Annotated in this window: 22 protein-coding genes, 1 pseudogene and 1 other annotated feature; of the genes and pseudogenes, 6 read left to right on the top strand and 17 right to left on the bottom strand. The window is 57.8% G+C overall.

What is annotated here, in order from left to right:
• Positions 1 to 13: 13 nt before the first annotated feature.
• Positions 14 to 562, top strand: a complete 549-nt coding sequence (lepB, locus tag AC6ROY_RS13550) for a signal peptidase I (RefSeq protein ID WP_500101048.1) — start codon at positions 14 to 16, stop codon at positions 560 to 562.
• Between the two features lie 268 nt (positions 563 to 830).
• A pseudogene (gene lepB, locus AC6ROY_RS13545) lies at positions 831 to 1379 on the top strand (signal peptidase I).
• 154 nt (positions 1380 to 1533) lie between these two features.
• Here lepB (AC6ROY_RS13545) and AC6ROY_RS13540 read toward each other — a convergent pair.
• The 11 genes from AC6ROY_RS13540 to thrR all read right to left on the bottom strand — a co-directional run bounded on the left by AC6ROY_RS13540 (position 1534) and on the right by thrR (position 15188).
• Complete coding sequence (locus AC6ROY_RS13540; protein WP_500101047.1) at positions 1534 to 4041, bottom strand: LysM peptidoglycan-binding domain-containing protein; 2508 nt, start codon at positions 4039 to 4041, stop codon at positions 1534 to 1536.
• 265 nt (positions 4042 to 4306) lie between these two features.
• Positions 4307 to 5476 (bottom strand): GNAT family N-acetyltransferase, encoded by a 1170-nt coding sequence (locus AC6ROY_RS13535; protein ID WP_500101046.1) that lies wholly within the window; start codon positions 5474 to 5476, stop codon positions 4307 to 4309.
• On the bottom strand, positions 5473 to 6816 hold the full coding sequence (locus AC6ROY_RS13530) for a F390 synthetase-related protein (protein WP_500101045.1): 1344 nt from the start codon (positions 6814 to 6816) through the stop codon (positions 5473 to 5475). The genes AC6ROY_RS13535 and AC6ROY_RS13530 overlap by 4 nt, the downstream gene beginning before the upstream one ends.
• Positions 6813 to 7763 (bottom strand): MBL fold metallo-hydrolase, encoded by a 951-nt coding sequence (locus AC6ROY_RS13525; protein WP_500101044.1) that lies wholly within the window; start codon positions 7761 to 7763, stop codon positions 6813 to 6815. The genes AC6ROY_RS13530 and AC6ROY_RS13525 overlap by 4 nt, the downstream gene beginning before the upstream one ends.
• The gene (locus tag AC6ROY_RS13520; protein WP_500101042.1) at positions 7760 to 8761 is read right to left on the bottom strand and encodes an NAD-dependent epimerase/dehydratase family protein; all 1002 of its coding nucleotides are present in this window, start codon (positions 8759 to 8761) and stop codon (positions 7760 to 7762) included. The genes AC6ROY_RS13525 and AC6ROY_RS13520 overlap by 4 nt, the downstream gene beginning before the upstream one ends.
• Positions 8761 to 10005 (bottom strand): ATP-grasp domain-containing protein, encoded by a 1245-nt coding sequence (locus AC6ROY_RS13515; protein WP_500101041.1) that lies wholly within the window; start codon positions 10003 to 10005, stop codon positions 8761 to 8763. Before AC6ROY_RS13515 ends, AC6ROY_RS13520 begins: the two co-directional genes overlap by 1 nt.
• Complete coding sequence (locus tag AC6ROY_RS13510; RefSeq protein ID WP_500101040.1) at positions 9995 to 10993, bottom strand: beta-ketoacyl-ACP synthase III; 999 nt, start codon at positions 10991 to 10993, stop codon at positions 9995 to 9997. Before AC6ROY_RS13510 ends, AC6ROY_RS13515 begins: the two co-directional genes overlap by 11 nt.
• Before the next feature lie 318 nt (positions 10994 to 11311).
• The gene (gene pheA / locus AC6ROY_RS13505; protein WP_500101039.1) at positions 11312 to 12199 is read right to left on the bottom strand and encodes a prephenate dehydratase; all 888 of its coding nucleotides are present in this window, start codon (positions 12197 to 12199) and stop codon (positions 11312 to 11314) included.
• Positions 12196 to 13176, bottom strand: a complete 981-nt coding sequence (thrB, locus tag AC6ROY_RS13500; protein ID WP_500101074.1) for a homoserine kinase — start codon at positions 13174 to 13176, stop codon at positions 12196 to 12198. The genes pheA and thrB overlap by 4 nt, the downstream gene beginning before the upstream one ends.
• A 159-nt stretch (positions 13177 to 13335) precedes the next feature.
• Entirely contained in the window at positions 13336 to 14622 is a 1287-nt protein-coding gene (locus AC6ROY_RS13495; RefSeq protein WP_500101038.1) for a homoserine dehydrogenase, read from the bottom strand.
• Between the two features lie 95 nt (positions 14623 to 14717).
• A complete protein-coding gene (gene thrR, locus AC6ROY_RS13490) occupies positions 14718 to 15188 on the bottom strand; it encodes a transcriptional regulator ThrR (protein ID WP_500101037.1) in 471 nt (156 codons plus the stop codon).
• A 137-nt stretch (positions 15189 to 15325) separates the two neighbouring features.
• Between thrR and AC6ROY_RS13485 the strand changes: the two genes are divergently transcribed.
• The 4 genes from AC6ROY_RS13485 to AC6ROY_RS13470 all read left to right on the top strand — a co-directional run bounded on the left by AC6ROY_RS13485 (position 15326) and on the right by AC6ROY_RS13470 (position 17993).
• The gene (locus tag AC6ROY_RS13485; RefSeq protein ID WP_500101036.1) at positions 15326 to 15841 is read left to right on the top strand and encodes an NUDIX domain-containing protein; all 516 of its coding nucleotides are present in this window, start codon (positions 15326 to 15328) and stop codon (positions 15839 to 15841) included.
• A gap of 154 nt (positions 15842 to 15995) precedes the next feature.
• Complete coding sequence (locus AC6ROY_RS13480; RefSeq protein WP_500101035.1) at positions 15996 to 16313, top strand: MTH1187 family thiamine-binding protein; 318 nt, start codon at positions 15996 to 15998, stop codon at positions 16311 to 16313.
• A gap of 33 nt (positions 16314 to 16346) precedes the next feature.
• Positions 16347 to 17204, top strand: a complete 858-nt coding sequence (locus AC6ROY_RS13475; protein ID WP_500101033.1) for an ABC transporter ATP-binding protein — start codon at positions 16347 to 16349, stop codon at positions 17202 to 17204.
• A 150-nt stretch (positions 17205 to 17354) separates the two neighbouring features.
• Positions 17355 to 17993 (top strand): hypothetical protein, encoded by a 639-nt coding sequence (locus tag AC6ROY_RS13470; protein ID WP_500101031.1) that lies wholly within the window; start codon positions 17355 to 17357, stop codon positions 17991 to 17993.
• A gap of 198 nt (positions 17994 to 18191) precedes the next feature.
• On the opposite strand, the gene obgE is transcribed toward AC6ROY_RS13470, so the two are convergent.
• From obgE to AC6ROY_RS13440, 6 genes are all read right to left on the bottom strand, one after another.
• Positions 18192 to 19493 carry a GTPase ObgE gene (gene obgE / locus AC6ROY_RS13465; protein WP_500101030.1) on the bottom strand — a complete coding sequence of 434 codons (1302 nt, stop codon included), beginning with the start codon at positions 19491 to 19493 and terminating at the stop codon, positions 18192 to 18194.
• Positions 19494 to 19509: 16 nt separating this feature from the next.
• Complete coding sequence (locus AC6ROY_RS13460) at positions 19510 to 20178, bottom strand: Spo0B domain-containing protein (RefSeq protein ID WP_500101029.1); 669 nt, start codon at positions 20176 to 20178, stop codon at positions 19510 to 19512.
• 144 nt (positions 20179 to 20322) lie between these two features.
• On the bottom strand, positions 20323 to 20634 hold the full coding sequence (gene rpmA / locus AC6ROY_RS13455; RefSeq protein WP_500101028.1) for a 50S ribosomal protein L27: 312 nt from the start codon (positions 20632 to 20634) through the stop codon (positions 20323 to 20325).
• Positions 20635 to 20648: 14 nt separating this feature from the next.
• Positions 20649 to 20987: a ribosomal-processing cysteine protease Prp gene (locus tag AC6ROY_RS13450; RefSeq protein WP_500101027.1), complete on the bottom strand. Its 339-nt coding sequence runs from the start codon at positions 20985 to 20987 to the stop codon at positions 20649 to 20651.
• An 8-nt stretch (positions 20988 to 20995) separates the two neighbouring features.
• The gene (gene rplU, locus AC6ROY_RS13445; protein WP_500101026.1) at positions 20996 to 21307 is read right to left on the bottom strand and encodes a 50S ribosomal protein L21; all 312 of its coding nucleotides are present in this window, start codon (positions 21305 to 21307) and stop codon (positions 20996 to 20998) included.
• A gap of 11 nt (positions 21308 to 21318) precedes the next feature.
• Positions 21319 to 21405, bottom strand: a sequence feature (ribosomal protein L21 leader region).
• 63 nt (positions 21406 to 21468) lie between these two features.
• Positions 21469 to 22698 (bottom strand): Rne/Rng family ribonuclease, encoded by a 1230-nt coding sequence (locus AC6ROY_RS13440; RefSeq protein ID WP_500101024.1) that lies wholly within the window; start codon positions 22696 to 22698, stop codon positions 21469 to 21471.
• Between the last annotated feature and the right edge of the window lie 11 nt (positions 22699 to 22709).

Below are 22709 nucleotides of genomic sequence, written 5' to 3'. Positions count from 1 at the left end.
TGTTGACACACCGATGCAATCGCTTATGAAGGAAGTTTGGGCATGGACCCGCTCTATTGCCGCAGCTTTTATTTTGACCATCCTGATCGGTATGTTTGTTTTCCAGCCAACCAAGGTGCTCGGCCACTCCATGGACCCGACGCTCCACGACCAGCAGCGGATTTATGTATCCAAGCTGTCGCACACGTTCCGGTATGCGCCGGATTATGGGGACATCGTCATTATCGACAGCCGGGTTGACAGACCGCGGACCTTAAAGGATGACCTGCTGGAGCACCCGCTGCTCCGGCTCATTAGCGGTGTCGATGATCCGAACATGTATGTGAAACGGGTAATTGGCAAGCAAGGCGACGTGCTGGAGTTGAAAAACAACCAGATGTACCGCAATGGACAATTGCTGGACGAGCCTTATATCAATGAGCAAATGCGGACGACGGCCCCACAAACGTGGACAGTGCCTGACGGCCATGTATTTGTAATGGGCGATAATCGTAATCACAGCAAGGATAGCCGGGACATTGGCTTTGTGCCCGTGAACCATGTGCTTGGGATCAAGTTTTGACCATCTGCATACAAGCTGACCACAAAGCGAAACAGACCGTTCCATTTCCGGAGACGGTCTGTTCTTTTATGCTTTCCGTGTTCTGGTTGCTATTCAGCTAAACGAAAGAAAAAGCGAACCTGAGCCACCGGTGTGACAGAAAACTGCTTCCACACGACGGCTCGCTGACGAAGATTGTCTTGCGGACATACAATTCGACTTCTAAACGGTTTCCATATGTACTTGGACATATGCTTTCAGGACAGCAGGGAAGGATGTTGATATACCGATGCAAGCGCTTATAAAGGAAGTTTGGACATGGACCCGCTCTATTGCCGCAGCTTTTATTTTGACTATCCTAATCGGCATGTTTGTTTTCCAGCCAACCAAGGTGCTCGGCCACTCCATGGACTCAACGCTCCATGACAAGCAGCAGATTTATGTATCCAAGCTGTCGTACACGTTCCGGTATGCCCCGGATTACGGAGACATCGTCATTATCGACAGTCAGGTCAACAGGCCGCGAACCTTGAAGGATGATCTGCTGGAGCATCCGCTGCTCCGACTCCTTAGCCATGCCGCTGATCCAAAACTGTATGTGAAACGGGTAATTGGCAAGTCAGGCGACGTGCTGGAGTTGAAAAACAATCAAACGTATCGCAATGGACAATTGCTAGACGAGCCTTATATTAATGAGCAGATGCTGACGACTGCCCCGTAAACGTGGACAGTGCCTGACGGCCATGTATTTGTGATGGGCGACAATCGTAATCACAACGATGATAGCCGGAAGATTGGCTTTGTTCCGCTGAACCATGTGCTCGGAATCAAGCTTTGACCGTTTGAAGCGAAACAGACCGTTCCATCACCGGGAACAGTCTGTTTTTTTGTGCTTTCCGTGTTCTGGTTGCTAGTCAGCTAAACGAAAGAAAAAAGCGAACCCGAGCCACCGGTGTGAAAAGAGAGCTGCTTCCACACAGCGGGAATCAATTTCAGTTATTTAACCACGGATAATTTTTCTTGGCCTTTACCGTCCCGCCCGTCCTGTAGCGATTGCGCTCCAGCAGTTCACTGATGGCCGCATACGCCGACTTGCTGCGCGAACGGGTTTTGCTTTTGGCAACGGTTGTTGTTGTGTTTCCCTTCCCTTTATTTTCTTTCGGCTTTGGGCTGAATTCATCCACCAAAGGGGCAATCGGAGCAGCCGGAAACTCCGAAGCGCCAAAGGAGGTGAACGGCAAGGCGCCGACTCCCGGATACGCGCTCACAGTAGCAATCTGATTGCCGTACGGATAGCCCGCTGTTACATGCGGCAGCAACGGAGCACCTGCCAATGCAGCCTCTGCGCTGCGTTTGCCTGCCTTTGGCCACTCCGAGGCTGGGCTGACCGCTGTCGGGTTATACGCGTTTGGCCATTCGGACACCGGGCTCACCGCCGTCGGGTTGTATGCGTTTGGCCATTCGGACACCGGGCTCACCGCCGTCGGGTTGTATGCGTTTGGCCATTCCGAGGCCGGGCTCACCGCCGTCGGGTTGTATGCGTTTGGCCATTCGGAGGCCGGGCTCACCGCCGTCGGATTGTATGCGTTTGGCCATTCCGAGGCCGGACTCACCGCCGTCGGGTTGTATGCGTTTGGCCATTCCGAGGCCGGGCTCACCGCCGTCGGATTGTATGCGTTTGGCCACTCGGACACCGGGCTCACCGCCGTCGGATTGTATGCGTTTGGCCACTCGGACACCGGGCTCACCGCCGTCGGATTGTATGCGTTTGGCCACTCGGACACCGGGCTCACCGCCGTCGGATTGTATGCGTTTGGCCACTCGGACACCGGGCTCCCCGCCGTCGGGTTGTATGCGTTTGGCCATTCCGAGGCCGGGCTCACCGCCGTCGGGTTGTATGCGTTTGGCCAATCCGAGGCCGGGCTCACCGCCGTCGGGTTGTATGCGTTTGGCCACTCGGACACCGGGCTCACCGCCGTCGGGTTGTATGCGTTCGGCCATTCCGAGGCCGGATTCACCGCCGTCGGGTTGTATGCGTTTGGCCACTCGGACACCGGGCTCACCGCCGTCGGGTTGTATGCGTTCGGCCATGCCGAGGCCGGATTCACCGCCGTCGGGTTGTATGCGTTTGGCCACTCGGACACCGGGCTCACCGCCGTCGGGTTGTATGCGTTCGGATGATAAGCATTTGGCCATTCCATCGCTGGACTTACCGCTGTCGGGTTGTATGCATTTGGATGATACGCGTTCGGCCATTCCATCGCTGGACTTACCGCCGTCGGGTTGTATGCATTTGGATGATACGCATTCGGCCATTCCATCGCAGGGCTAACTGCTGTCGGATTGTATGCGTTCGGATGATACGCGTTCGGCCATTCCATCGCTGGACTTACCGCCGTCGGATTAAAGGCGTTCGGCCACTCCATCGCAGGGCTTGCAGCAGACGGAGCATAAACACCCGGAGCCATGTTCGGGTAAAGTACGGCCGGCGACACTGCATAAGGCAAATTAGGCTGACCGCAGCCGCAATCTCCGGCAACCTGGGCATTGGGCCCCCAGCCCGGATAAGCGGGATATGCAGCCTGCGGCCAAGCCATAGCAGGATTGACGGCTGTTTGCGACATTTGCATGTTCGGGAAAGCTGGAAGCTCAGGCTCGGACGGAAGCGCTCCCGCCTGAGTCGCAGGCAGCTGGAATTGTTGGAACAAATCTGTCGCCGGCGGCATCTGTCCTGCTTGCAGCGGACCGAGGTTAGGCGTCGGAGCGATATTCGGCTGCACATTCGGCCCTGCATTGGGCTGCATCTCAGGTTGCATATTGGGTTGCATATTGGGTTGCATATTGGGTTGAATGTTAGGCGGGATATTCGGCTGTACATTCACTGGGGAGATCGGCGTAGGAGCTGGAGTTTTTATTTCGATGGGCTTCTCGACCACAGGCTTGATCTCCGGCATAACCGGTGCGGGCGGCTGCTCCGGAGGAGCCTCGACAGGCAGCGGTTCTGCGGGCAGCGGCGCAGTTTCCACTTTTGGAGGCGGAGGCTGGACCGAATTGTCCACCTTATGATGACCGCCATGCCCCGGCATCACGGACGTATTCGCCTTATGACCCGGGACGTGCATGGAAGGACCTGTTTGCGGCTTGTTTTCGCCATGATCGGCTCCCGATTTTTGCTTGGGAATGTAGACAACATCGCCGGTCATCAGCACGTTAGGATTTTTCAGCTGCGGATTGGCAGCGACCATGTCGGCGAGCGGCACACTCCACGCCTTGCCCAGCTTCCACAACGTATCTCCCTGCACAACCGCGTGCTTATACAAGTAGTCGGAGGGAGGTGCGACCGGCGTAGGCTCATTCGGAATTTTTACCTTCATGCCAATGTCCAAAACGTCCGGGTTCGCGATTTGCGGGTTAAAAGCGATCACCTTATCAAGCTCTACTCCATATTTCTGGGAAATCTCGTAAAGGGTGTCGCCTTTCTTCACGATATGGATTTTCAAATGAGTAAACCTCCTTCAGTTTGGCGCACTGTGCTGCCGGAACAAAATGACATTACAGTTTATGCAACAAACTGGGCATTTGACCATGAACCCGTGAAAAAATTCCGCAGCCGCCCGAAATCGCCGTCCTGAACCGCTCCTATGCTCCTGCACGGCAGGCAGTCCATCCATGGAATCAACACCCGAAGCCACTCTGCAGCCATGACCGGGCTTACTGGCCGCGCTGCCATTTGACAGTTGACCCGGCTGCCGGCCGAAGCCGCTGCTACAGCTTGTATTTGCGCATCAGCGGCAATCCGACTGCATTCAGCACCCCGCGCAGCACCGACCAGCCGGCTCTGCGCCGCATCGGCAAATGCCGATCATACACAGCTGAATACTCAATCTCCGCCACCGCTCCGCGATTGCGTTTGAACTCGGCGGCACCGGAGCTTTCGTGCAACAGGCAGCCTCCCTCGCGCGCAAGGTTAAGCAGCACCGCCGACAGCATTCGGTACAGGCCAATCGTTTGCGGCAGCGACGTGTCGTAACCGAATACAGGCGTCGTCATGACCCCATCGCGGCTGAAAAAGCCAAGCACGGCATCAAGGCGTCCCGTCTGGGTATGGCGCAGCGCATGGAACTGCAGCAGCCCCCGCTCCAGCGCCAGGCTGAAAAACCGCTCGGTAAACTGCGGGTTGCACGCCGAATATTTCTCGATATACAAAGCGTGATACAGCGCCGCCAATCGCGGCACGTCTGCCTGCGTAAGCTCGTCCGGGCCAAGCCGCTCATACCCGTGCTTCGCCAGCAGCCCGTAATCCCGCCTCACCAGCCAACGCGCCTTCGCGTTGACCGTCGCCTCCCCGGAAGGCCGCAGCATATAAATTTGCCGGCTCGGGACGAGCCGAAAGCCTAGCCTGACCAGCTCGTCGATCAGCGGGCCATTTGTTGTCCGGTTCAATGAACGGAAAATCAGCGTATGACGCGGATACAAAGCGAGCAACTGCCGCACGGCCGCCTGCCAGTCCGTCACGGGTACGTCAGGGTACAGATTCGTGGACAACAGCCAATTGTTCACCTGTACCACCCGGTTAAACGCAGTCTGCTTCAGCAGCAGCCCGATTCCGTCCAGCAGCGCCGAAAGCGGCATTTGCAGATGCTCAAGACCAACCAGTCCAAGCTCTTCCTTTGCATACGTGATGTAATGGGTGTAAGGCGAGCATACGTAAGAGCTGTCATACTGCGTGTCGTTGACCGTGACCGGCAGCGTATACCCGGCGATGCTCAACAGCAGCAGCTCCGTCTCCACATTGCGGATGTAATCCGCGATCGGCCGCTCCAGCAACGGTTGTAAATAAGCGGCCGCGTAACGTCCCTGCTCGTCGTCCCCCCACGGAAAAGGCTCGTCGCCGCACGTATACTGCTTCACTCGCTCGCCTCCGCCGCTGTTCATTCGCCGCTCCCCCTTTTCGTTGTATTCTCGACCCGCCGCAGCTTGCGCTCACCCGGCGCGAAGGTGTACGGGCGGAAGCGCAGCTCCGGCACCCCGCAGCCAACCCGGCTGCACAGCTCGGACAGCGAAGCGGTTACCTGTTCCCTTACCTCGGCCAGCCGCGCTTCTTCCTTCACGGCAAGCGCAATTTCCAGCGCCGGACCGTCCACCAGCTTCACCTGATAAGCGTCTACCAGCTCCGAAGCGGCTATCACAGCCCGGCTGATGTAATCGGGAAATACCGTCACCGTACCTCCTCCGGTCCGCGCAGGCAGCTCAAACACATCGTCACAGCGCCCTTCAATCCGCCCGATCGGCAAACACGCCGAGCCGCACGGGCATCGCTCCGTCTGCTCGGTCAGCACATCATTCAGCCTGTAGCGGATGATCGGCTGCGTGAACCGCGAAAAGTCGGTCACAATCGGCACAAACCGTCCCGTCGCCTGATCGACGTATTCCTTTTGCACACAGACCATATCTTCATTCAGATGCAGCGTGCCATATTCACAGGTAGCACCCAGAAAGCCCTCGGTACACTGGTATACCTGGTGAAGCTTTTGCCCGAATGCAGCTTCAATTTGCCGCCGGTCCAGCTCCTCCAGCACCTCCGCTACCGCTATTATTCGCTGTGGCCGGATGTGCAGCTTGCCCGCGCTTGCGGCATCCGCCAGCAGCCGGAGCAGCGACGGAGGGCCGACCAGCACCGTCGGGCGCTGCGTGTGCAGCCGGGAAATATGCACAGCCAGCGGGTCAAGCAGATCATAGAAACGAAAGTCGAGCCTCCCGCCGCGAACCGTTCCATACAGATTGCTGTCCGCACGCAGGAAAAAGGCAATCGCATGCGCGGCCAGCAGCGAGCCGGGCAGCACACGCGCCAGCACCGCACCCGCCCACACCAGCCGCTCCTTGCGGCTGACGAGAAATAACCCCCGGCTGCCCGATGTCCCGGACGACAACCCGACGGTAATCTCGCCGATGGCCGGGGTAAAATCGCGGGTTCGCTCGGCTGCCAGCGCCAGCTCAAACGCAGCAGCCCGACGGATGCCAGCCGTGTTTAAACGGTCAAACTCGGCCATCATCAGCTGCTTGTCGATCATCGGGTAATGCTGCCAGTCTGATGCAGGACGGCCTGCCCACAGCTCTCTGTAAAACGGGGACGCCTGCCGAATCCGTTCGATCTGCCGGATGATCCGCTTATGCTGCCATCGTTCCAGCGCTGTTCGGTCCGTCCAGCAGCGTCCGTACCGAGCCTGCGCGTAATGCAGCGCAATCCGAAGCCGTTCTCCTCTTCCACTGCTCACAGCTGCGCTCCTCCTCTCGTCCAGCGTCTGCTTGCTTCCCCGCAATGCGACGGAATAATGTGTACCTCCGGAAATTGCTTGTGCAAGCTGACGACCCGCTCGAAGCTTTGCCGATAAGCGTCTCGGCTGGTCATAATGACGCCAGCCAGCGGATGCGGCGGCCTCGCCTCGCGGAACGCACGACTCGACCAGACAGCGTCGGCGCACAGAAAATACGTCTGCCGCTCCGTGGCAAGCAGCAGACCGATCTGCCCATCGGCATGACCCGGCAGGTCAACGGCCAGCAAGCTCCCGTCGCCAAGCACGTCCAGCGCGGAGGAAAATGGAAAGCCTGCTTCCGCAGACAGCCTGAAGCGTCTGTCGGCTCCCAATGGGACGGAGCGCGCGCTGAAATCATCCGGCAGCAGCTCCGGAAGAAAAGCGCGGCGCAGCGCAGCGAGACCAGTCAGCTTTCGAACCGCCTCATGCGCGCTCGGCTCATAAAGCATCGCCGCGTTCGGAAAATCCCGCAGCCCGGCCACATGATCCGCATGAAAATGCGAGATGATGACATGGCCAACCTCGGCGGGATCAATTCCAGCGCGGCGAAGCTGCTCGGCGGCCCCCTGTTCCGGCTGGAACTGCACGGGCGTCAGCATCCGGTACAGCCGCTGCGGCAGACGGCTTGTCGCCTCCAGAAAACGGGCAGCGTAACCGGTGTCCCACAATATATAACCAAAACGAGGATGCTCGATGCAGGCAAACATCGCCGGGATGACAACGGACGCCAGCGAGCCGCCCCGCAGCGTGACCCATTCGGGATGCGTGCATGCGCCGGCCGTAAACAAACGCAGCTTGACCTTGGGCGGGTCCGCATACATTTGTGGCTGCGACTCCAACTCCCGCTCCTGAGCTAGCGCCCCGGCCCTCCGACCGGCCAGCAGCCTCGCCAGCAAGTTGTCGTTCATCGTTTCGCTCCCTCCTGCTCCTTCCACCAGCGGGCAAAACGCTCCAACCCCTCGGCGACACTTACCTGGGGCGCATACCCAAGCCGCTCTTTCGCCTCGCGAATATCCAGCGTCTGGCTGCGCCCCAGCATGCCTACGGCGGCCCGCGTCAGCTGCGGTTCGCCGCCTCCCGGCCGGAGCGCGGCCGCCAGCTCCAGTGCAGCGGCCAGCCCGTAAGCAGCCGCGAAGGATAGCCTCATCGGCCGCAAGGGTGTCCCCAGCAGCGCGAATAGCCGCTCTGCGGCTTCAACAAGCGGCAGCGGCTCGCCGTTGGAAATATTGTACACGCGGCCAAGCGCCTCGGTCTGCGCCTCGGCAGCCAGCAGCAGCGCATCGACCGCATTGTCCACATAAGTCAGATCCACCAGCGACCTTCCTCCGTCGATCAGCGGCATCCCCCGGGCCGTATTGGCCTGGATCAGCTTAGGCAATATCGTTTGATCCCCCGGACCAAACAAGGCGCGCGGCCGGAGCAGGACAGCGGCTAATCCGCGGTCGACGCCCCGTTGGACCTCCAGCTCCGCGAGTCTTTTCGTACGGGCGTAGGTGCTCGCCTGACGGGCGGGCAGCGCGTCCCGTTCGGTCACGTTTATCCTATCCTTCGTTCCAAAATACACACTCGGCGTCGAGACATGGACAAGCCGTCCGACGCCATGCTCCAGGCAGCCTGCCACGACATGCGCCGTACCGGTTACATTGCTTGTGTAGAAATCCGTGTAGCTGCCCCAGACTGCCGTTAATGCTCCACAGTGAAAAACGGCGGTCTGCCCGGCACACAGCGCCTTCATCCGCTCGCCATCGGCCAGCTCAGCCGCCGCGAAGCGAATCCCTGCCTGCCGCAAACGCCGGCCCTGCTCCTCGCTTCGTCCTGCTGCCGTCACATCCCATCCCAGATCGCGCAGCCTCCGTGCCAGATGTCCGCCCAGAAACCCTGTCCCGCCGGTTACCAGCGCCTTCATCAGATCGGACCTCCATTCCACTCTATATCTGCGGTTGCCGCTTCTGTCAGCGTTATGCCTGTGCGTGCAGCCGCCCAGCCCAGCTCCCAAAGCATGCTTGCCTGCTCCAGAAACGGCCCAAGGTCACCGCGGCGGTATACGACATCCTTGGCCAGACGGAAGCGATTCAGCCAAATTTTCAAGCCTGACCCAGACAGATCAGCCGGTAATCCGTAAGCGAGCATGGGCAATGCGAGCATCGCCCGGGCCAGCGGCCGCGGCTGAACAAGCAGCTCAGGAGGTTTGTCCGCCGGAAGCAGCGCCTGCACCAAGCCATCGCCTGCGCCAAACAAATGCACGCCGCTCGTTGCACGGGGATTGCATTCGAGCGGCAGCAGCGTCCCGTCCGCGTCCTCAACAAAGTCAAACGCAATTTGTCCGCTGAACCTTTCCTCGCGCACAAAGCCGCTTACCCATTCGCGCAGTCCATCGTGCGCAATGGATTCGAAGAAAATCGTCGCTCCCGGGCCAGCTGTATAATGGGACTCATAACCGGCATACGCGCTGAGCCGGCCTTTATGAGCGATGCCGTATGTGCACAGCACCCGCCCGCGAACAAACCGCTGCACGACCCAGGCTGCGGAAGGCTGCGATAATCGTGACGGCTGCTGTGCAGCAATCGCCCGCTCATGCAGCTGCTGCATATAAGCGCTTGCTTCCTTCCGGTTGTCGAAGCGCCGAACCTGCGAGCCGAACCGGGAAAACTCCGGCTTCAGCACGATGCCGTCCGCATACTCAGCCCGCTCCAGCTCCGTCAGACAAGCGGCCAAGCTGGCGTCCGAACCGGGGACCAGCCGCATCGTTGCAGGCGCCGGGAGCCCCAGCTCCTCCACCCGGCGGATAAACGTCCATTTGCTATGCAGCCGTCCGAGCTGCTCCAGCGGCGCTGCCATCACGCGGCAGTATTGGCTCAGCCGCTCCAGCCCGGCAGAAATACAAAAAATTTCCTCACACGTCGGAATCAGCCAGTCAATTCGCTCCCGACGCACAATGTTTTCCAGCGCTGCGATGTAAGCTTCCGCACCCTGAGCAGGCGGCGGCACCCGGTAATTACCGCTCACCGCACGCGACATGCGGCACAGATGCCGCCCTGCGCTCTCCGCCGACCACACCTGCCACCCGTCTGCGGCCAGCAGCCGGGCCAGCTCCAACGCCGCCGGCGCCCTTCCTCCGGTCAGCAGCACGCGTCCCCGTTCAGTACACAAAGGTCAGCCCTCCCAGCGACATCCCGGCCGAGGTTCCAAGCAGCAGCACCCGGTCCCCGCGCTCCAGACGCCCTTGTCGTACGGCTTCATGCAGTCCCATCGGAATCGAAGCCGCAATCGTATTGCCGTGATCAGGCGTAATGTACATTAGCTGCTCCTTGGATATTTTCAGCTTTCGGCTGATCAGCCGCATGGCCATTGCGCTGCCCTGGTGCGGAATCACGAGCTTGAAATCACGGATGCTTACTCCCGCACCCTGCAATAGCCGGTCCACAAACGGCGGCAGCAGCTGCAAGGCCATCCTGAAAATGCCCGGTCCGTTCATATCAAACGCATAATGCTCCGCAGCTCCCGGTTCATACAGGCTGGCGGGCAGTCCGCTGCCTCCGCCCCGAATTTCCGATAAATGCGCACCGGCCCCATACGTCTCCATCGCTGCCTGTAAAATACACGACGGCGATCCGGCCGCGGCTCGCTCGATAACGACAGCGGCTGCTCCGTCTCCGAATAACGCGGCGCTTTCCTTCTGCTGCCAATTCAAGCCCCTTGAAGCGATTTCTGCGGACACGATCAGCACCCGGCGATAACGCCCAACGGCCACCAGGTAAGACACCATATCAAGCGCAGCAACAAAGCTCAGGCAGGTCGAATTAATATCGAACGCCGGAACCCCGGAGCGGCCTTCACCCATCGCTTCCTGAATCAGTGAGGCTGTGCACGGAATCGGCTGCTCCATCGTGCCGCTTGCGCATACCAGACAATCGATATCGGCGAATGCAAGCCCGGCCGCCGCCAATGCAGCCTTCGCCGCCTTTGCCCCCATATCGGAAGCTTTCTCTGTGCCTGCGAAATAACGAACAGCCACATCCGATTTCTTGAGCACCCATCCGTCCGGCGCCCCAAGCCGCTCATCCATCTCCTGCGCCGTCACCCGGATAGCAGGCAAATATTTCCCCGTCCCCACAATCGTAACCTCGCGTCTCTGCATGTCGAATCCTCCCCTCCCTCGCGATGTTTGCTTAGCTCCATTGTAGCGGATGATCAGGCAGGCGGAAGTACTAATTATTCCTAGTACCACGTACTAAGCTGAGGTCAAAGACAAGGAAAGCCAAATAACCGCCAGACCTCAGTCCGGCGGCCATCTGCCAACCTTTATTTTTCACCCGGCATACGAGACTTTGAAACAGCCTGAGTTCTACTAGTCGTCTGCCAAACGGTTTTCGAAACTATCCAACCCCAGCTTCTTGCTCGCCTTCTGTCACCAGCCAGCCGCTAGGAACGTCACCTGTATTCTGTCCCCTGTATTCTATACATTCCCTGCCTGGGGATCGTAGGAATACGTCGGGTAGCAGCCCAGAATGCGCACCTGGCAGCCAATCGCTTCAATCTCCTGCAGCGCGGCGGGCAGCAGGACGGACTCCATAGAAGCCGCGATGTCGATATAGAAAAAATAATTGCCGAGCCGCTTTTTCGTCGGCCTGGATTCAATTTTCGTCAAGTTGATCCGACGCCAGGCGAAAGCCGACAGCACCTGATGCAGCGCGCCCGGATAATCCTCCGGCAGCGTCACCAGAATGGTCGTCTTCGTATCGGGCGACGGCTTCAGCTCCGGCTTCTGCGGGCCAATGAGCACGAAGCGGGTAAAGTTGTTCTGATGATCCTGTACGCCAGCCGCAACCGTCTGCAGGTTATACAGCACGGCGGCCCCTTTCGGCGCCAGCGCTGCGACGGTCGGATCGTTCAACTCGCGCACCAGCCGCGCAGCCTCACCGTTGCTGCCGACCTCCTCCAGCTCGACATGAGGCAGCAGCTCGCGCAGGAAACGCTGGCATTGCGCCAGGGTGACGCTGTGCGAGTACACCTTGCGCAGCTGCGAGCAAGCGGCCGCGCGATCTGTAACCGACTGTCCGTCTCCTTGCGGCAAGCGAAGCAAATTAATCGAAATCGGGTACACCCACTCCGCCTGGATCGGCAGGTTGATCTCATGCACCAGCCAGTCCACATGCAGGTTAACCGAACCTTCAAACGTATTTTCAATCGGAATGACGCTGTAATCAGTCGCTCCGTTCACCGTGGACTGAAACACATCGGCTATGAGGCTGCATCCGACATACTCGAAGGCTTTCTCGCCAAGCACATGATGGGCGGATTCCTCGGTATAAGTACCGGGGCCAAGCAGCGCAATTTTTTTCACGCGCGGCCGCCTCCCTTCACCGCCTCCAGCAAGCTGTCCGCCGTCGCATCGGGAGCAAGCTCCTGCACGCGCACGCCGGCCGCATCGGGCTTCAGCCACAGCAGCGTCGAGTCGATGCCTTCATCGCGCAGCTTGCCCTGCATAAAGCTCTCCAGCTCCGCCTTGCGCGCCGAGTCGCGGTCCACCAGCGCCAGAATCGTCGGGCCTGCGCCGCTCAACGCCACCCCAAGCGCACCGTGCTCCGTCGCTTTCTCAAGAATCGCGGCCAATCCCGGCACCAGCGGCGCGCGGTATGGCTGATGCAGCGCATCCTTCATCGCGCAGCTGATCTTGTCGAGGCGGCCTGTGCAGAACGCCGCGACCAGGACCGAGGAATGGCCGACGTTAAATACGGCATTGTCCAGACTTTGCTGACGCGGCAGCACGCCGCGCGCCTTCTCGGTCGAAAGCTGGAAGTGCGGGATCGCCACCAGCACCTCCAATTGCTCATGCGGCTCGACGCGGATATGCTCCGCCCGCTTGCCGTCCCAGAACGCCACCACGATGCCGCCGAACAGCGAAGCGCCGACATTGTCGGGGTGCTGCTCAAGCTCCGTGGCAAACTGGAACAGCTCGTCATTCGAAAACTTGCCGCCAATCAGCGCATTAGCCGCCGCCAGTGCGCCTACGATGGCGGAAGCGCTGCTGCCCAGGCCGCGGGCCAGCGGAATGTCGCTGTAGATCGCAATATCCAGCTCCGGAGCCGGAAGACCGGCCCGTTCAAACACAAGCCGGGCTACCTCGTAAAGCAGATTGCTTTTATCCGTCGGAACGCCCTGCATCTGCTCGCCATGCAGCGTAAAGCGCGTTTTCTCCGCCAAGCTCATCTCGATCCATGCATATAAATTCAGCGCCATGCCCAGCGTATCGAAGCCTGGCCCCAGGTTGGCCGTGCTGGCCGGTACTTGTACGCGTACTCTGCGCTTGTTGTCCACCATCATTGTCCTCACGCCTGCCTTTCAAAGCTTTTGATTCTGTAGCGGTTAATCGCGCCTGAAGCCGTCCTGCACTTGCATCTGAACCTGCAGACCTGCCCATTCGACTGCGGCCAGCCGCAGCGTGCAGCTCCCGCTCAGGCGATTACTCAGATCATGCAGCTAGCCTTCGACACGATAAACGCTCTTGATCCCATGCACGACATCCATGCTGTCGAACTGCGCAAGTACCTTGTTCATCGCCGCCTTGTTGGCATCATGGGTGATGATGATAATTTCGGCCAGCGGGTTCGTCTGGTTCGGATGCTGCAGCACGGATTCCAGGCTCACTTCATGCTGAGCGAATACTTGTGTAATTTGCGCGAGCACGCCCGCCTTGTCTTCCACATGAAGCAGGATAAAGTTTTTCGAAGCGATCTGCTCGTCGGTCTTGAGCTTCTTCTCCCGGTAAGGCACAAAGCCGCGGCGTCCGTTGACGCCCAGATTCGAATTGCGTACAACCGCCACCAGGTCGGCTACGATTGACGTCGCCGTCGGCAGCTCGCCCGCGCCCGGTCCGTAGAACATCGTTTCTCCGACCGCTTCCCCGTACACATACACCGCATTAAAGACGCCGTTCACCGATGCGAGCGGATGCGACTGCTTCACCATCGTCGGCTGAACGCTGATGCTGATGTGCTCATCCTTACGCTCCGCGATGCCGAGCAGCTTCACCTCGTAGCCCAGCTTTTTGCCGTAGGCGATATCCTCCTTGCTTACCTTGGAAATGCCCTTGACCGTTACGTCGGCCAGCGCGATATTCGAATGGAAGCCTAACGTGCCCAAAATCGTCATCTTGCGCGCCGCGTCAAAGCCTTCGACGTCCGAGGTTGGATCAGCTTCGGCATAGCCGAGCTGCTGCGCTTCCTTGAGCACATCGTCGTAAGCCGCGCCCTCCTGGCTCATCTTGGTCAAAATATAGTTGGTCGTGCCGTTGACAATTCCCATGATTTTCGTGATCCGGTCGGAGGAGAAGCCGTCAATCAGCGTCCGGATAATCGGGATTCCGCCTGCTACGCTCGCTTCATACATGACGTCGCAGCCCTTTTCCGCCGCCTTCTGCAAAATTTCCGGGCCATGCAGCGCCATCAGGTCTTTGTTCGCCGTCACAATATGCTTGCCCCGCTCCAACGCAGCCATCATAAGCTCTTTCGTCTGCTCGATGCCGCCCATTACCTCAACGATGACGTCGATCTCCGGATTTTCGATCAGCTCCCATGCATGTTCAGTCAGTTTATACTCCGGTACATGAACCGAGCGGGCCTTGCTTTTATTTTTGACCAAAATTTGCACAATTTCAATCGGAGAGCCGGATTGGCTCATCAGGTCATGCTGATGCCCTTCTACAATACGCACAACGCCCGTTCCGACCGTGCCAAATCCAAGTAAGCCGACTTTGACTGGTTTCATAGTACCTCTTCCTCCTCAAATATAACCGCCGTCCTAGCGGCAGCTAGCTATTCGTGACCATCTAAATTGCACCGGAAGCTTGGCATAGCTCCAGCTCAGCCTTGCCCGGCCAACGTGGCCCGGGTGACGCCATCCTGCTCGCGCAGCTTGTCAAGCAGCACAGCAACGCTTTCTCCCATTCGTGACGTTTCGACGGAAATGACGACATTGGCGATGCCCTGCAGCGGAATCGTCTGGTGAATGGTCAGCACATTGCCCTCAAGCGTAGCGATCAGCGCCAGCACACGGGACAAAATGCCCGAACGATGCTCCAGGTCCATCGAAATCGTCACGATCCGGTCGCGGTCCAGCTTGCTTAACGGAAAAATACCGTCTTTATACTTATAAAAAGCGCTCCGGCTCAGCTCTACCTGCTCAACCGCCTCATGGATGGTCTTCACTTCGCCGCGGGCCAGCAGGCTCTTCGCCTGCACCGTCTTGACGAGCGCTTCAGGCAGCATATCCTCCCGAACCAGAAAAAATTGCTCGCTCTGCGGCAATTCTGCCTCAAATGATTTATCAGACATGAGCATAGTCCTCTCTGCACAGACTATTGTACTTACCTAGAGGACATTATAGCGCATTCCCACCGCTTCGGGCAATAGGCTTGCTACATACAAATATGATAAAGTGAATAAGAGAACCCGAAAAGAGGAGAAGTCTTGTGATTCGAGCCCGTATCTTGGCGACAGCCATGCTGTTTAACGACAATGATTTGTTAATGATGAAGCGTTCCCCGACCCGCACCTTATCGCCAGGCCTATGGGCAGCCGTAGGCGGCCATCTGGAGCCGCATGAGCTGGCAGATCCTGCAGCCGCCGTACTCCGGGAAATTCAGGAGGAAACGGGGCTGCTGCCCGAGGAGCTGAGCGAGCTGCGGCTGCGCTATGTGCTGCTGCGGCTTAATCAGCAGGAGGTGCGCCAGCAGTTTATTTATACAGCCGTGGCCGCCAGACGGGACGTCGTCCAGTCAGACGAAGGCGTCCTGCACTGGATTCCGCGCAGCGAGGTGCTGGACCGGCCGATTCCATTTATTTTCCGGAAGCTGCTGGAGCATTATTTCGATACCTCGTCCAGTCCGCACATCTGGGTCGGAACGGCTGGCTACGAGACGTCCGCAGCCGGGGACAGAGAGCCGACCGTACATTGGACCGAGCTGGTCGACCCGCAGCAGCAGTAAGGACAGAGGAACGCGCCGAACAACCAACGCACTCAGGCAGACGGACAACGGCTGGCGTTCCCCGCTTCAGGCATGCTGCAGTCACAGGCTGCGTAGTCTGGGCGCCGTCAAGCCACAGAAACTGACAAACTGAATCAGATAAGGAGCCGATACGATGGCAATCGCCGAGCTTACGATTATTCCGGTCGGGACCGCTTCCACCAGCCTCAGCGCTTATGTCGCCGAGCTTCATCGGGTGCTGGCAGACGAGCAGACCGCCGGGCGTATTTCATTTGAGATGACTGCGATGAGCACGATTCTGGAAGGGGAGCTGGAGGAGCTGTTCCGCGTCATTCGCCGCCTGCACGAGTTGCCCTTCGAGGCCGGGGCGCAGCGGGTATGCACCTCGATCAAATTCGACGACCGCCGCGACAAGCCAGGCTCGATCCGGCAAAAGCTGGAATCGGTCGCCCGGCGGCTGGAACAGCCATAGCTTGCTTTAAGCTGAACGAAAGGAAGATCAACGATGAACAACGATTCGCAGACCTGCGCCGATAGCCGCCAGCATCAACGCGAGGAACCGCAGCCGCCGGGTCAGGCGGCAATCATCCACGTCGCTGACATCAGCTACATCCGCGATGACAAATCGCTGCTGGCCGATGTCAGCTGGAGCGTTCGGCCAGGTGAGCACTGGGCGCTGCTTGGCTTGAATGGCTCAGGCAAAACGACATTGCTGAACATGATTACCGGCTACCTGTGGCCAACTAGCGGAAGCATCAGCGTGCTTGGGGAAACCTACGGAGACGTCGATCTGCGCGAGCTGCGCAAAACGATCGGCTGGGTCAGCTCCTCGTTGCAGGAGAAGCTGCATATGTCCGACAAGACGCAAACCGTCGTCCTGAGCGGCAAATACGCCACCATCGGCTTGTATGACAAGCCGGACGACAGCGACTATGAGCAGGCCGCTGACCTGATGCGCAAGCTCGGCTGCTCTCATCTGTGGAACCGGGCTTACCAGACCTGCTCCCAGGGAGAGAAGCAGAAGCTGCTGATCGCCCGCGCGCTGATGGCCGTTCCCCGGCTGCTTATTCTGGATGAGCCGTCGAATGGGCTTGATTTATTTTCGCGCGAGACGCTCTTGGCCAGCATTGACGAATTAGCGAAGCAGCCCGACGCGCCGACGATGATTTATGTTACCCACCACACGGAGGAAATTTTACCGATCTTCGGCCACACGCTACTGCTGCGCCGAGGCTCCGTATTCGAAGCCGGACCCACCGCAGAGGTGCTGTCCGAGGATGTGCTGTCCCGGTTCTTCGAGCTGCCGGTGGAGGTGCGCTGGCGTCAGGGACGAGCCTGGCTTGCTCCGCAGGAGCAAGGGTAGCCAATTAGTCGCCAGATCGGTACGATCCGGGCTTTTACCTTTCAGAAACCAGATGTATAATCACAGAAAAGGTTCTAACCAACCCGGCCCGGTCTACGCGGCGAGCGATCTCAGGCCGGGTTGTTTCGCGATTAGAGTAAAGGAGTGAACATGGTTAACTCGCATATAGAATCCGTAGCTGAACGTATCCTAGAACTTGTTTTAGAGGATCAGACTCATTTAATTCATGCAGCGCTGCATGAATTAAGCATCAGTGACCAACTGTCAATCCATGAATTGCTTGATTTTAGATCACTAGAATATATAGTAACAAACATCGAGCAGATCACGGTAGACGATTCAGTGAAAGAACATGTGCTATGGGCCTATTACCGGCGTCTGCAATGGTCCGATGCGTTGCTAACAGATTTGATTCAGAGCTATAAGCACACTCATTTTGTTGCCCTTGAGAGCATTGTAATAGCAGCTATCCAACACGATGAAGTCACGAACAATCAGATGAATACGATTATTAGCGAATTCCCTACTAAAGAGGTGCATCGTCAAGCTTATTTTTGGTCAATTCGAGCGAAGCTAAAGGCCAATCAGCGATTAAGTGATTCAGAGATTGAAGCGCTGACTCGTTTTAGAGGCTATCATTTATTGGAACAAGCATTCGATAAGCAATTAATTCGCCCACAATATTTAAATCACTTCGTTCAACCCGTGCCTGGAGAACAAGATAAACAATGGAAGGAAAAGCTATATTTGAGGGCAACCGACAGGCTAAAAGGGACTCCATTTTTTTGAATAGCACGGTTGGGAATTCTGTTTTTAAGCAAAACAACCTGTTCCAACACTATACCTCACTAACACAAGCGAAAAAGCAGCAGGAAAACGACCAACCTGGCCGTCTTCCTGCTGCTTTTTCGCTGTTTACCTGCTGCGCACCCAATCAGCCGTCGGATAAGCTTCCTCGTTCAGCTCGCCGGCGCAGCCGGTGCTATTCTATTCCTGCTCGACAAATTCGAACTCGAAATCGCCAATCCGAACCAGCGTGCCGTCCTTCGCCCCGCGCTGACGGAGCGCCTTGTCGACGCCCTTCTTGCGCAAAATCCGGGCAAACCGCAGCACAGCCTCCTGGGTGCTAAAGTTCGTGCGCTTGATCAACCGCTCGATGCTCGGGCTGTCAACCACATAAGCCTCGTTGTCGCGGCGGATGACGAAATCCTCGCTCTCATCCTCATCAAGCCGGTATACCTTCCGCTCGGACAGCTCCACCAAATCTTCGACCAGCGGCATGTCCGGAATCGTCTCCAGCAGATCGGACACCTTGTACAGCATTTCTTGCACGCCAGACTTCGTAACCGCCGAGATCGGAAAAATCGGCAGGTCGAGGCCGCGGGCCGCCAGCTGCTCACGGAACGACTCCAGATACACCTCGGCATCCGGGATATCCATTTTGTTGGCCGCAATCACTTGCGGACGCTCCTCCAGCTTGGCGTTGTACAGCTTGAGCTCTTCGTTGATTTTCAGCCAATCCTCGAATGGATCGCGTCCTTCGGTCCCGGCCATATCCAGCACATGCACGATAACCCGCGTCCGCTCAACATGGCGCAGAAACTCATGACCGAGACCGACGCCTTCATGCGCCCCCTCAATCAAGCCCGGCAAGTCCGCCATCACGAAGCTGCGGCCGTCGCCCACCTCAACGACACCAAGATTAGGCGTCAGCGTCGTGAAATGGTACGCTCCGATCTTTGGCTTCGCGCCGGATACAACCGATAGCAGCGTAGACTTGCCGACGCTCGGAAAGCCAACCAGCCCGACGTCCGCCATCACCTTAAGCTCAAGCACAACCCAGCGCTCCTGCCCGTCCTCGCCGTTTTCCGCAATTTCCGGGGCCGTATTATTCGCCGTTGCAAACCGGGTATTGCCGCGCCCGCCGCGTCCGCCCTTGGCGATAATGACTTCCTGGCCGTGGCGGGTCAGATCGGCGATAATATCCTGCGTATCGTCATCCAGCACAACGGTGCCCGGTGGAACCCGCACGATCATGTCGTCCGCGTTAGCGCCGTGGCGGCATTTATTGCGCCCTTTTTCCCCGCGTTCCGCCTTAAAATGCTTCTGGTAGCGGAAGTCTACAAGCGTGCGCAAGCCCTCATCCACCCGGAAAATGACATCGCCGCCGTCGCCGCCGTCGCCGCCGCCTGGTCCGCCCTCCGGCACATATTTCTCGCGGATAAACGCCACCAAGCCGTCGCCGCCGTCGCCGCCCTTGACATAAACTTTTGCCTTGTCTACAAACATATAAGTTTCACCCTCTTTATCGTTCCAGCTTCGGGTCCGCAAGCATCCAACGGATGCTCCACTGTACCAATTGCTCCTGAGCCTCGGCTTGCATATCCAGCTGCTGTTCCTGCCAAAGCAGACGCAGCTCCTGCTCCAGACGGCTGATACGCTCCGCCTCGAATCCGCCTGTGTAGCTAACCTCAAGCCGCAGCTCCTGTCCGACATCAGCCCAATGCAGCTCCAGCCGGTTATCGTCCATATAAGGCGAAGCAGACGCTTCCAGTCGGAAGCCTTCCACAAGCAGTCTGATTCCCTGCTCCACCTCCGCGCAGCGGGGCAAGTTCTGCAGCTGAATCTCATCCTCTAGCCGAATCATGAGCCTCAGCTCCTTGACTTCCGCCTGAAAGCTGAGCAGGAACAAGGTTAGCGATGGGATGCCCATCTTGGAAAGCAAGCTTTCCTGTTGGACCTTGTCTTTTATTTTATCCACCATTGCCTGTAACTTCTCATATTTCTTCAGCTGCACGTAACCCATCAATACCTGGATATCATTCATCCAGTCATGCCTGTAATGATTGAACAGACGAAGCGTCCGCAGGTCCTGCTCCGACGCTAGCCTGGCCTCCTCCATTCCGGGATCAACCCGTTCGGGATCGTCCACAGGCTGCGGTGCGCACCCTTCGGATTTTGCATTCGATGGCATGCCCGATCTCTCCGTTCCACGTCAATATCCTTAACAGTATAGCATGACGCCTGACAAAGTACACGTATGTATTGAAGAACTCCGTATGAAAAAACAAACCCCGGCGAAGCTCAGTTCGCCAGGGTTTGGACGTTGTCGTTGATCTTACACTTCTACCGCAGCAGCTACATCAGCAGCCACTACAGGGTAGACGCTCACTTTTTTACGATCACGGCCGAGACGCTCGAATTTCACAACGCCTTCGACTTTCGCGAACAACGTGTCATCGGAACCGATGCCTACGTTGTTGCCCGGATGAATTTTCGTTCCGCGTTGACGAACGAGAATGCTGCCGGCTGTCACGGTTTGACCATCAGCGCGTTTAACGCCAAGGCGCTTCGCGATGCTGTCACGTCCGTTTTTCGTGGAGCCTACGCCCTTCTTGGACGCGAATAACTGAAGATCCAATTTCAACATACGTGTCTACCTCCTTACTTCGATGATAGTTGTTCTTGCATCGTTATATATGCGCCGTACGATTGTTGGATAGTTTGCAGCATGACAACCATGCTCTCAAGCAGCAACTGCATCTTACGTTCCGTATCTGCATCGGACTGAAGCGGAATATCCGCGCTCAGCAACCCATGCTTCATCCGGGCGCTCAACGGTACCCCGGCCAATGCCTCAATGGCATTCACCGTGCCGACCGTCACCGCCGATACACCGGCGCACACAATATCCTTGCCGCGCTCGTCGTATTGCGCATGTCCGTCGACCTGAAATCGTACGATCCGACTGTCTACACCGCGAAAAATCCGGATGCGAATCATATCGGTTCTTACGCTTGGATCTTTTCGATCACAACTTTCGTGTACGGTTGACGATGACCTTGCTTGCGGCGATAGTTTTTCTTCGCCTTGTACTTGTAAACGATAACCTTCTTGCCTTTGCCGTGTTTCTCGACTTTACCGGAAACGGTAGCGCCGGAAACGAGCGGAGCGCCTACAGTCAAGCCGCCTTCACCGGACACTGCCAGTACACGGTCAAATGTGACCGCATCGCCTGCGCCGACTTCCAGCTTCTCGATGTAAAGAACATCGCCCTCGGAAACCTTGTATTGTTTACCGCCTGTTTCAATAATTGCGTACATAGTTGCACCTCCTCATGTCTCAGACTCGCCTATAAGCCAGGTGACTTGTCCAAAGGACAAATTCTTGGGATACCCGCTTCGCGCGGTTACAGCATGTTGTAGCAACACACCCGATCATTCTATCACAGGACACATCGTCAATGCAACTATTTATTTCAAGATCAAGCGAGACCTGTGCCGCCGCAAACCGGGCATGCTTTCGGGGCCGTCGTTTCGAGACTGTCCCGTACTTTTTTGCGCGTCATCTCCACGAGCCCAAGCTTCGTCCAGCCGACGACAACCGTCTTCGTCCGGTCCTTGCGCACCTCCTGCGCCAGCTCGTCCTGCACCTGCTGACGGCGCTCCGGCGAGTCCATATCAATAAAATCAATCACGATCAGTCCGCCGATATCTCGCAGCCTGAGCAGCCGGGCAATCTCGCGCGCCGCCTCCAGATTCGTATCAAAAACGGTCTGCTCCAGGTTGACCGACCCGGTGTACTTGCCCGTATTGACATCAAATACAGTCAGCGCCTCGGTCCGGTCCACGATTAAATAGCCGCCGTTGTCCAGCCACACCTTGCGGCGCAGAGCCAGCTCCAGCTGCTTGGGCACGCCGTAGTCGTCCATGACGTCCCGCCCCTGGTGGACGTTCACCCGCTCAGCCAGCGTCTGCGCGCCCGGCGCGGACAGCATGCTCAGCACAAGCTCCCGCACCTCCTGCGAGCTGACCATTACCTGCCGCACATCCTCGCGGAGCACATCGCGCATCAGCCTGGGCAGCATGTCCAGATCGCTGTAAACCTGGCGCGGCACCGCCCCCGGCCGATCCGCCGATGCGGCGAGCAGCCTCCAGCGGCCGCGCAGCTCTTCGAGGTCGACAGCCAGCGTCTCCTCTGTTTCGCCAAGCGCCGCCGTCCGGACAATAAACCCTTCGCCCGGCTCCAGCTGCCGCTCCGCCATCCGCTTGAGCTTCTCCCGGTCCGAAGCCTGCTCGATTTTGCGCGATACACCGACATAACCGGCGCTCGGCATGTAGACGCCGAACCGGCCGGGAATCGAATAATGCGTCGTGACACGCGCGCCTTTCGTGCCGACCGGCTCTTTGGCGACCTGCACCATCACCTCTTGCCCGACAGAAACAAGCTCATGAATCGGAGGCTTTTCCTTCGGTTGCTTGTCCAGATTCGCCGGAAGCACGTCATCAATGTACAAAAAACCGTTGCGCTCCAGTCCAATATCTACGAAAGCGGCCTGCATGCCCTGCAGCACACGGACGACGCGACCGATATAAATGTTGCCTGCCAGCTGATCCTGACCCTGATGCCCTCTATAATACTCGGTAAGCTTGCCGAATTCGACAACCGCTACCTCGGTATGCTCTTGCTCGCATTTTACCAATAATCGTTTCATGTCCGGCAACA

It is taken from the genome of Paenibacillus sp. sg306046 (assembly GCF_059821225.1).
Note: the sequence above shows the minus strand (reverse complement) of the source record. Positions and strands in the feature narration are given on the sequence as shown.